General features: G+C 30.7%; 6 protein-coding genes. 4 read left to right on the top strand and 2 right to left on the bottom strand.

Features of this window, described 5'->3' with window-relative positions:
* Positions 1-637 precede the first annotated feature (637 nt).
* From I0K12_RS10655 to I0K12_RS10670, 4 genes are all read left to right on the top strand, one after another.
* The gene (locus tag I0K12_RS10655; RefSeq protein ID WP_231372742.1) at positions 638-1,258 is read left to right on the top strand and encodes a low molecular weight phosphatase family protein; all 621 of its coding nucleotides are present in this window, start codon (positions 638-640) and stop codon (positions 1,256-1,258) included.
* A gap of 240 nt (positions 1,259-1,498) precedes the next feature.
* A complete protein-coding gene (gene arsB, locus I0K12_RS10660) occupies positions 1,499-2,551 on the top strand; it encodes an ACR3 family arsenite efflux transporter (protein WP_196887884.1) in 1,053 nt (350 codons plus the stop codon).
* 265 nt (positions 2,552-2,816) lie between these two features.
* Positions 2,817-5,021, top strand: a complete 2,205-nt coding sequence (locus I0K12_RS10665) for an endonuclease MutS2 (RefSeq protein ID WP_196887885.1) — start codon at positions 2,817-2,819, stop codon at positions 5,019-5,021.
* 378 nt (positions 5,022-5,399) lie between these two features.
* The gene (locus I0K12_RS10670) at positions 5,400-8,948 is read left to right on the top strand and encodes a fibronectin type III domain-containing protein (RefSeq protein ID WP_196887886.1); all 3,549 of its coding nucleotides are present in this window, start codon (positions 5,400-5,402) and stop codon (positions 8,946-8,948) included.
* Between the two features lie 69 nt (positions 8,949-9,017).
* Here I0K12_RS10670 and I0K12_RS10675 read toward each other — a convergent pair whose 3' ends face one another.
* Both I0K12_RS10675 and I0K12_RS10680 read right to left on the bottom strand, forming a co-directional pair.
* Positions 9,018-9,338: an antibiotic biosynthesis monooxygenase family protein gene (locus I0K12_RS10675; RefSeq protein ID WP_196887887.1), complete on the bottom strand. Its 321-nt coding sequence runs from the start codon at positions 9,336-9,338 to the stop codon at positions 9,018-9,020.
* Positions 9,339-9,432: 94 nt separating this feature from the next.
* A complete protein-coding gene (locus I0K12_RS10680) occupies positions 9,433-11,022 on the bottom strand; it encodes a peptide chain release factor 3 (protein WP_196887888.1) in 1,590 nt (529 codons plus the stop codon).
* Between the last annotated feature and the right edge of the window lie 145 nt (positions 11,023-11,167).

Genomic DNA, 11,167 nt, shown 5'->3' on the forward strand with positions numbered 1-11,167 from the left:
GTTATAAGTTTGAACCATAACAAAATTGTTAAAGATAAAATGTAAATCATTGTATTTCGCATTGTTATTTAAGGTTAGAAAAAAACTATTTATTGGGTTCATAATTAATACCTCCTGCCAAAATTTATGAAAAATAAATAGTTTTTTTTAAAAGACTAAAGATGATGAAGAAGTTGATTTGAAAACAAAAAAAAGCGAATATTTTCTTTCAATTATCAAAATTGAAATAATAAAAAAATGATTGCTTTATCCTAAAATCTGGAATCTAATTATAATTACTCTAATATTAATTTTGACAGCAAACTGTGTTTTTGCGGTTTGCTGTTTTTTCTAAAAAACAAAATAATTGAATCAAAGATAATTGAATCCATTAAACGTTTCTATAATATAAAAAAAGTTGATTTTGACTTGTGAATTATTTAAACCTTAATAGATGAAAATTGGTAGTTTATATTAAAAGTTGAATAAAACAGTAAGTTGAGGTTTCAGCTTACTGTTTTTATTTTTTTGAAAAGTTAAAAAATCATAAATTGCTTTTGTGGAATAAAAATATATCGTAATATTGCGATGATAAAAACCGAAACAATTTTTTTAAAACCAATTATCGTAATATTACGATATGAAATTACAAAGGATTATGAAAACTAATATGAATGTAGAAATTAAAAACCTAATTGATTCTTTAAACACTTCAGAGGTGCCAAATGAAAGAAAAGAGATTTTACAACCTTTGGTGGAATACATTCAAGAAAAGAAAGATAAAAACGAAACAATTCGTTTGAATTTCATTTGTACACACAATTCAAGAAGAAGTCATTTGTCTCAGATTTGGGCACAAGCAATTTCTTTTTATTATGAAATCAAGAATGTATATTCTTATTCTGGAGGAACAGAAGCTACAGCTCTTTTTCCTAAAGTAGCAGAAACTTTACAGAAAAATGGATTTGAAATGATGTATTTATCTGAAGGGGAAAATCCAATTTATGCTTTTAAATATGCACAAAACGAAGCTCCAATTATTGGTTTTTCTAAAGAATATTTCAGCGAATTTAATCCAAAATCAAATTTTGCTGCAATCATGACTTGTTCACAAGCAGATGGAGGATGTCCTTTTATTGCTGGAGCAGAAAAAAGAGTTCCTATAACATATGAAGATCCAAAGTTATTTGATGGAACTGAGCAACAAGATGAAAAATATTTAGAAAGAAGTTTAGAAATAGCAACAGAGTTAAAGTTTGTTTTTTCTCAAATAAAATAAATTATCTTTAATAGGCATTATCACATTAGGTTTTGGATAAAACATATAGATTAATAAGTTCCCCTCTTGAGAGGGGCTAGGGGTGTGTTTTAAATTAGATAAGACACTCTTTTAAAATTTTATTGTAATAATGTTTAATAAAGATTTTTTTAGACATAGATTAAAATCGGTCTAAAAAAATTTAAACAAGAACATCGTAATATTGCGATAATAAAATAAATTCTCACAAAACAAATAGAAATGGGAACTAAAAAGAAACTAGGTTTTTTAGATAGCTATCTGACATTATGGATTTTTGTAGCGATGGCACTTGGAGTTGGAATTGGATTTTATTTTCCAACATTTCCAGACTTTATCAATTCCTTTAATCATGGAACAACAAACATCCCAATTGCAATAGGTTTGATTTTAATGATGTATCCACCGCTTGCAAAAGTAAATTACGCACTTTTACCAAAAGTGTTTAAAAATGTAAAAGTTCTTACAATTTCACTTTTATTAAATTGGATTATAGGACCAATTTTAATGTTTGCTTTAGCATTAATTTTCCTGCAAGATTATCCAGAGTATATGATTGGTTTGATTTTGATTGGACTAGCACGATGTATTGCAATGGTTTTAGTGTGGAATGATTTGGCAGAAGGAAGTAGTGAATATGGAGCAGGATTGGTTGCTTTGAATAGTATTTTTCAAGTGATTGGTTATAGTTTTTATGCTTGGTTATTTATCACGAAACTTCCTCCGTTATTTGGTTTTGAAGGAGCTATTGTAGATATATCTATCGGAACTATTGCAGAAAGTGTTGCAATTTATCTAGGAATTCCATTTTTATTAGGAATTTTATCAAGAGTGTTTTTAGTGAAAATAAAAGGAGAAGAATGGTATACTAAAAAATATATTCCAACAATATCTCCAATTACTTTAATTGCTTTGCTTTTTACAATTGTAATAATGTTTTCATTAAAAGGAGAATTGATTGTAGAAATTCCAATGGATATTTTAATCATCGCAGTTCCATTGTTAATCTATTTTACTGTTATGTTCTTGATTGGTTTCTTTGTGAGTAAAGTGATGAAACAACCTTATGATAAAAATGTTGCCATATCATTTACAGCAGCAGGAAATAATTTTGAACTTGCAATAGCAGTAGCAATAGCAGTTTTTGGTTTAAATTCAGGACAAGCTTTTACTGGAGTTATCGGACCTTTAGTTGAGGTTCCGGCTTTGATTCTTTTAGTACGAATTGCTTTTTGGCTGAAGAAAAAATATTATAAAAAGCCTGTATCAGCGTAAATACGTTTCGTGTTATTCATTGAAAAATATTGAACCCAAATCTCTGCATTAAATTAATAAAAGTACAGGTTTGGGTTTTTAACTGGTGTGCTACAATGTATAAAATATAGTAGCGCTTTTTATTTAAATCTTGAGAAGTTTCGGGAAGTTTAGTTTGAAAATGAATTAATATAGTATATAAGTTTGACTTAATATTTAAATAAAATTTTAAAACACAAAAAATTGATTTAATTTTGCTTTCTTTCAAAAACGATGGAATAAGGAAATGAGTTATATTTCAGAAAAAACCCTAAACGATTTAGAATTTTCAACAGTTTTAACGCAGATAGCAGAATTTGCCAACACAGATTTGGGAAAAGCGGCTGTAGTTGAAATTAAACCAATTGAAAAAGTACCTTTTCTAAAAGAGGAATTATTCAAAACAAATGAATATTTATCTTCTTTTGTGAATGAGAATAGAATTCCGAATCATGAATTTGAAGATTTGGCTAAGGAGTTTCAGTTGTTAGGAATTGAAAATAGTTATTTGGATGCTGAATCGTTTTTAAAAATTGCTACAAATACGAAGACAGTTCGAGAGCTGTTGCGTTTTTTTAGAAAATTTAAAGAATACTATCCGACTTTAGCAAAAGAAATTGATGTGATTTCTTTTGAGAAGGAAATCATTACAGAGATAGAAAAAGTAGTTACTAATTATGGAGAGATTGATGAAAAAGCTTCTCTGCAACTTAAAACAATTCGAAGAGGAATTGCAGAGGTTCGTGGGAAGATTTCGGTTTCTTTTAATAAAGTAATGAGTGGTTGTATCAACAACGGATATTTGGATGATATTCGTGAAACGGTGATTGATAATCAACGCGTGTTGGCTGTTTTAGCGATGTATCGTAAGAAAGTAAAAGGAACTTTTATGGGAAGCTCGAAATCGGGTGGAATTGCTTATATCGCGCCGCAACAAACACAACAATTAAATAGAGAGCTTCAAAATCTTTTGTTTGAAGAAAGACAAGAGATTATTAGAATTTTGAAAGAATTGACGAATGTGATTCGTCCGTTTTTAGAGATTTTAATCGAGCATCAAGAATATTTAGTAAAGTTAGATGTGGTTAGTGCAAAAGCAAAATATGCAACGATCATCAATGCTTGTATGCCAAAGATTTCGAAAGAAAAGAAAATTTATCTTCGTGATGCTTTTCATCCAGTTCTGATGTTGAATAATAAAGAAAAAGGAATTGAAACAGTTTCGCAGACTTTAGAATTGAACGAGAAACAACAGATTATTGTAATTTCTGGGCCAAATGCAGGAGGGAAGAGTATTACTTTGAAAACTATTGGTTTACTACAAGTGATGTTTCAGAGTGCAATTTTGATTCCTGTACACGAACGAAGTGAAGTTTCTATTTTTGATACGATTTTGACAGATATCGGAGATAATCAATCTATCGAATACCAACTTTCGACGTATAGTTATCGATTGAAAAATATGCGTAATTTCTTACGAAAATGTAATGATAATACCTTGTTTTTAATTGATGAGTTTGGAACAGGTTCGGATCCTGAACTTGGTGGAGCTTTGGCAGAAATTTTCTTAGAAGAATTTTATGAGAAAAATGCGTACGGAATTATTACAACGCATTATTCGAATTTAAAAGTTCTTGCAGGAGAATTGGAAAATGTTTCGAATGCAAATATGCAGTTTGATGAAAAAACTTTACAGCCGAAGTTTAAATTATTCATCGGACAAGCAGGAAGTTCTTTTACTTTTGAAGTAGCACAGAAAAATGGTATCCCTTACAGTTTGATTAATCGTGCGAAAAAACGTGTGGAGAAAAGTAAGGTTCGTTTGGATAAAACGATATCTAAATTGCAACAAGAAAGAATGAAGCTTCAGAAAACTTCTGATCATTTAGAAAAGCAAAAATCGAAAGCCATAGAGCAAACCGATAGTTTGACAGATAAGCAGCAAAAAATCCAAAGTAAACTGGAGAGCTTCCAAGAGTTGTATGACAACAACCAGAAGATGTTGAATATGGGGAGAAAGGTGAACGATATTGCAAATAAATTCTTCCAGACTAGAAACAAAAAGCACATGATTGCTGAGTTTACGAAATGGATGGCGATGGAGCAAGCAAAACATGTAGCTAAAAATCCGCCTGTACCTAAGCAAGAGAAGAAAAAAGTAAAACAAGAAAAGAAAGAACAAGAAAAGAAACTAAAAGTAGCAGAGAAGGAAGTTTTACAGAAAATTGAAGTTGTTCGAGAAGAGAAGAAAGAGCAAGCGAAAATTGAAGCCAAAAAGAAGTCTTCTTACATTTTTAAAGTAAAAGATACAGTTCGATTGATTGATAGTAGAGCTTGTGGAACGATTGAGAAGATAGAAAAAAACAAAGTAATGATCAATTATGGTATGTTTACTACTTCAGCAAAATTAGATCAGATAGAATTAGTTGTTTCTTATAAAGAGAAGAAATAAATAATACTAATTAAAATTTACTAAAGCCAGACTTATTAAGTCTGGCTTTTTTATGAAATATGGTATAACGTATAATGCTATGATTAATTGTGTAAAGTTTTAAAAAATAATTAAAATTATTATGTAATTGTCGTTTTTGTTTGTTTAAAGTTGAGATAAGTATTAAAAATTAACATAATATGTTTTTTTAATGTTAATAAATAATGAATAAATCTTAATATTGTGTTAAAAAAAGATATTCTAAATGTAAATTAGTTAAAAAATAATATTTATAATGATTATATGTGTAAAAATAATTTGAAATCGTAATTAAACTGTAAAAATATTAGTAAAATTTATAATTTACCATCAGATAAAAACTTAATAAACAAATTTAACATGAAGAAAATTACTTTACTATTTTTTTTAATGCTAACTTCCATCCTGAGTGCGCAAGTATCTATAGGAAATGGAGAAGATGTTAGTACACCACTACCTGTAAATACTTATTATGGGTATACTTATTCTCAAAGTATTTATTTAGCCTCTGAAATAAATGCTTCAGGAGATATTACAGCAATTAAATATTATGCAAAACCAGATATCACTATTACTAGTAGTAATAGTTGGGATGTTTATATAGGACATACAGATAAATCGTCTTTTGATGATAGTTTTGATTATATTACTGTAACAGAGGATTTACAAAAATTTTCTGGAGAAGTTTCAATTGATACAGATACTAATACAGTGACAGTTACTTTTACGGAAGCTTTTACTTATGATGGTACAAGTAATATCTTTGTAGCTGTTGATGAAAATTTAGCAGGATATAATGGTTCTACAGATGATTTTTATGCTTCAGAAGTTGAAGAAAACAGATCTATTTATTTTTATGATGATGCTACAAATCCAGATCCATTGACACCTCCATCAGCAGGTTTTAATAATGGAATTGTAGCAAAAGTTCCTAATATTACTTTTGAAGGAATTTCTCAAGCGTGTCCTTATCCAACAAATGTTGTTGCTGAAAATGTTACAACAAATTCTGTAGATATTTCTTGGACAACAGGTGGGGCAACTACTTGGGAAGTAATTGTACAAGATGCTTCATTAGAAGCTCCTTCAGATGATGTTATGGATTACACAACTGCTGATGCAACATCATTAAATATGACTGATTTAGAATCAGCAACTTTATATAATGTGTATGTAAGAGATGTATGTGAAGAAACTTCAAAAAGTTTATGGTCTTCAGTAGTTACTTTTCAAACTTTATGTTCTTCTGTAATAATTAATGACGAATCATCTCATGTATCTAGTTTTGAAGAAGACGAACCAAATTGTTGGGAGTATACTAATGAAGGAACCGGAAATGATTGGAGTTTTTCAACTTCAGCGTCTTATGTGTCAGATGGAGAAAGATCTTTAAGATACGGATATAATGGAACAAACGCAGCAAATGTTTGGGCTTATACTAGAGAATTAGAATTAACTGCAGGAGATGAAATTCAAGTAACTTTTGACTATAGAGTTTATAGTGCATCATATGCTGAAAAATTAAAAGTAACAATTGGAACTGAAAAAACTGTTGCTTCTCAAACTACAACTTTATGGGATAATAATGGAGGAGATGGATTAACAAATACTTCTTTTGAAGAAGGTTCAGCTATTTATACTGTTGAGACTTCAGGAACATATTATGTAGCGTTTAACTGTTATTCTGATGCTAACAAATGGGATTTATATGTAGATAATATTTCTGTTCATATTGCTCCAACTTGTTTTAAACCTTCTGATATTGTTATTGAAAATGTAACAAATAATTCAGCAGATGTTACTTGGACAACAGGAGGTGCTTCAAATTGGCAAGTTTTAGTTCAAGAGGCTTCAATGGAAGCTCCAACTTCTGAGGCTACAGGATTTGTAGATGTTGCTGATACTGCTGCAAATACTTTGACTGATTTAGAAGAAAATACAGAATATGTAGTTTACGTAAGAGATAATTGTGGGGAAGAAGATGGAGTGAGTTTTTGGCAAGTTTCTTCTTCGTTTACGACTTTATTTAACTGTCCAGCTCCAACTGGAGTAACAGTTGAAAATGTAACAAACAATTCAGCGGATATTACTTGGACAACAGGAGGATCTTCAACTTGGGAAGTAATTGTTCAAGAAGCTTCTATAGAAGCGCCAGCAGAAGATGCTACTGAATTTGAAACTGTAGATACTACAGCAGAATATGCTGCTACTGATTTAGAAGAAAATACAGAATATGTAGTTTATGTAAGAGATAATTGTGGAGAAGAGAATGGAGTTAGTTTATGGCAAAATTCTTTTTCATTTACAACTTTATTCAATTGTCCAGTTTCAACTGAAATTGTTGCAGAAAATATTACTATTTCATCAGCGGATATTTCTTGGACAACAGGAGGAGCTACTTCATGGAAAATTATCGTTCAAGAAGCTTCATTAGATGCACCAGCAGAAGATGTAGCAGATTTCGAAACTGTTGATACAGATGCAGAATATAGTGCAATGAATTTAACTGCATCTACAATTTATAGTGTTTATATTAAAGATGTTTGTGATGCTGATGCTGGAGAAAGTCTTTGGACTGAAGCTTATAACTTCCAAACAGATTGTGACTCTTATACTGTAGATATGGAAAATGCGTTTACAAGTAGTTTTGAAGATTCAGAAGTAAACTGTTGGGATTTTGTAAATGAAGGTACAGGAAATAATTGGGAGATAGTAAATGGAAACTCTTCAGAAGGAGATAAGTCTTTAAGATATCACTATTCAGGTTCAAATGCAGCAAATGCTTGGGCATATACAAGAGAATTGATGTTAACTGCTGGAGATGTTATCGAGGTTAAGTTTGACTATAAGATTTATAATGCGACTTATCCAGAAAAGATGAAAGTTACGATTGGAACTGAAAAATCTTCAGCTTCTCAGTCTAATGTTTTATGGGATAATAACGGGGCTGCAGAATTAACAAATACGGACTATGAAGAAGGAGTTGCAACGTATACTGTGATGCAGTCAGGATCTTACTTTGTAGCATTTAATTGTTATTCTGATCAAAATCAATGGGATTTATTCGTAGATGATATTTCAATTACAGTAACAGAACAAGTGGATATTTGTATTCCTTCTACAGATGTAGTAGCTTCTAATATTACTACACAATCAGCAGATATTACATGGACAACAGGAGGAGCAACTTCTTGGGAAGTAATTGTTGTTGCTTCATCTGATGTAATGCCAGAAAATGGTGAAGTTGTAGATGTAGAATCATATGCAGCTTTAAATTTAACTCCAGATACTGAGTATGCAGTTTATGTAAGAGATATTTGTGCTGAAGATAACATGAGTATTTGGACAGAGGTTTATAATTTTACAACTGCAGAAGAAACAATTATAGATTGTAATGTGCCTACAAATATAGCAGCTTCAAATATAACATCAGAATCAGCAGATATTACATGGACAACAGGAGGAGCATTTGCTTGGGAAGTAATTGTAGTAGCTTCTTCAGAGGATATGCCTGATAATGGTGTGGTTGTAAGTGAAGAGTCATATGCAGCAACAGATTTAATTGCAAATACTGAATATGCTGTTTACGTAAGAGATATGTGTGATGCAAATAATATGAGTGAATGGTCAGAAGTTTACAATTTTACAACGGCAATGATTGGAGTTTCTGAAAACACTATTGAAGGATTAAAAGTATATCCAAACCCTATTAAAGATGCAATCTTTATTTCAGCAAATGAAGAAATTTCTTCTGTTGAGGTTTACAATACTTTAGGGCAAGTTGTTTTAAGAGCTAATAATTTAGGTTCTTCATTAAAATTAGATGTTTCGACTTTATCTAATGGAACTTATACTTTAAAATTAACAACAAAATCAACTGTGGCTTCTCACAGAGTAATTAAGAAATAATTTTTGATAAGTACATTTAAGTATGTTGATTTAAGAAGCTACCTCATCTTTGAGGTAGCTTTTTTATTTTTAATCAGCAATAACTTCATATGTTTTAAAACTAGATTTCATAGGAGGTTCTTTACCTTCTTTTTTAGCTTTTTCGATATCTGCAAACCCTCGTTTATGACCTTCAATAAAAGCTTCTGAATGTGTCCAGTTTTTAAAATTATTTTCAGATTCCCAATAACTTATAACAAGAAAGTCACTTTTACCATCTGTTGGTTCTAAAACATTCATAGAAACAAAACCTGGCATTTTATCTATTTCTCTTGCTCTTGTGTCGAATAAATCACGAAAACGTTCTTTATAATCTTCATGACAAGTAATATAATTAATAGCTACAAACATATTCTTAGGATTTTGTAAGATTAAAATTAATAAAAAAACCACTTTCAAATTTGTATGAAAGTGGTTTTTAAAGTTAAATTTTTATGAAATATCTCTATTTGAATTCACTAGTGAAGTGTAATTTTACATTAGGATATTTAGTTTGTGTCATTTGGATAGTAAAAGCAGAATCTGCTAAGAATACCAATTGTCCGTGTTTATCTTTTGCTAAATAACGTTGTTTTGTACGTTTGAAATCTTTGAATTCATCACTTTTCTCATCTTCCGCTTCTACCCAACAAGCTTTGTGTACAGGTAAATTTTCATAAGTACATTTTGCACCATATTCGTGCTCTAAACGATATTGAATTACCTCATACTGAAGTGCTCCTACAGTTCCGATTACTCTTCGTCCGTTTAGTTCTAAAGTAAATAACTGTGCAACTCCTTCATCCATTAACTGATCAATACCTTTATATAATTGTTTTGATTTTAATGGATCTGCATTGTTGATATATCTAAAGTGTTCTGGTGAGAAACTAGGAATTCCTTTATAATTGATTTTTTCACCTTCCGTAAGTGTATCTCCAATTTTGAAGTTTCCAGTATCATGTAAACCAACAATATCTCCAGGGAAAGATTCTTCTACGATTTCTTTTTTCTCAGCGAAGAAAGCATTCGGGCTAGAGAATTTTAATTTTTTCCCATTTCTTACATGTAAATAAGGAGTGTTTCTTTTGAAAGTTCCAGAAACAATCTTAACGAAAGCAAGACGGTCACGGTGTTTTGGATCCATGTTTGCGTGGATTTTAAACACAAAACCAGTCATTTTTTCTTCGGTTGCTTCCACAGTTCTTTCTTCCGCTTCTTTTGGTTGAGGAACAGGTGCAATTTCAACGAAACAATCTAAAAGTTCTTTTACTCCAAAATTATTTAAAGCTGAACCGAAGAAAACAGGTTGTAAATCTCCGTTGTAATATTCTTCATTGTTGAATTCAGGATAAACCTCACTTACTAATTCCAATTCTTCTCTTAAAGTTTCAGCAGCAGTTTCTCCAACTTTTTCATCTAGTTCTGGAACGTTGATATCTGTAAACTCAACTCCTTCAGAAACTGTTTGTTTATTTTCAGAAGAGAAAACATTGATTTTTTTCTCCCAAATATTATAGATTCCTTTAAAATCATATCCCATTCCAATAGGGAAACTTAAAGGAGTTACTCTCAATCCAAGTTTTTGTTCAACTTCATCTAGAAGATCAAATGCGTCTTTACCTTCACGGTCTAATTTGTTGATGAAAACAATCATCGGGATTTTACGCATACGACAAACTTGAACTAATTTTTCCGTTTGTTCCTCAACCCCTTTTGCAACATCAATTACAACAATTACACTATCTACAGCTGTCAAAGTTCGGAAAGTATCCTCTGCGAAATCCTTGTGACCAGGTGTATCTAGAATATTAATTTTTTGTCCTTTATAATTAAATGCAAGTACAGAAGTAGCAACCGAAATTCCACGCTGACGCTCGATTTCCATGAAGTCAGAAGTAGCACCTTTTTTGATTTTATTATTCTTTACGGCACCAGCTTCTTGAATTGCTCCTCCAAACAGTAGTAATTTTTCTGTTAATGTTGTCTTTCCTGCATCAGGGTGTGAAATGATACCGAAAGTTCGTCTTTTCTTTATTTCTTCTAAAAAACTCATGGATTCTATTTTGAGCTGCAAAGATAAATTTAATTAAGGAAAGAACAAAAAGCTTTAATAAGTAGAATATACATTGTTTTATGTTTATCAATTTTATTGAGAGTACGTATAAATACTATTTAAATAATGGTAAATAAGGATTTTT

The organism is Aureivirga sp. CE67, assembly GCF_015767245.1.
Taxonomy (GTDB): Bacteria; Bacteroidota; Bacteroidia; order Flavobacteriales; family Flavobacteriaceae; genus Aureivirga.

Excerpts from the sequence above, each read along its gene's own strand:
- I0K12_RS10665 (WP_196887885.1), top strand. The coding sequence starts at position 2,817 with ATGAGTTATATTTCAGAAAAAACCCTAAACGATTTAGAATTTTCAACA.
- I0K12_RS10675 (WP_196887887.1), bottom strand. The coding sequence starts at position 9,338 with ATGTTTGTAGCTATTAATTATATTACTTGTCATGAAGATTATAAAGAA.
- I0K12_RS10670 (WP_196887886.1), top strand. The coding sequence starts at position 5,400 with ATGAAGAAAATTACTTTACTATTTTTTTTAATGCTAACTTCCATCCTG.
- I0K12_RS10655 (WP_231372742.1), top strand. The coding sequence starts at position 638 with ATGAAAACTAATATGAATGTAGAAATTAAAAACCTAATTGATTCTTTA.
- arsB (WP_196887884.1), top strand. The coding sequence starts at position 1,499 with ATGGGAACTAAAAAGAAACTAGGTTTTTTAGATAGCTATCTGACATTA.
- I0K12_RS10680 (WP_196887888.1), bottom strand. The coding sequence starts at position 11,022 with ATGAGTTTTTTAGAAGAAATAAAGAAAAGACGAACTTTCGGTATCATT.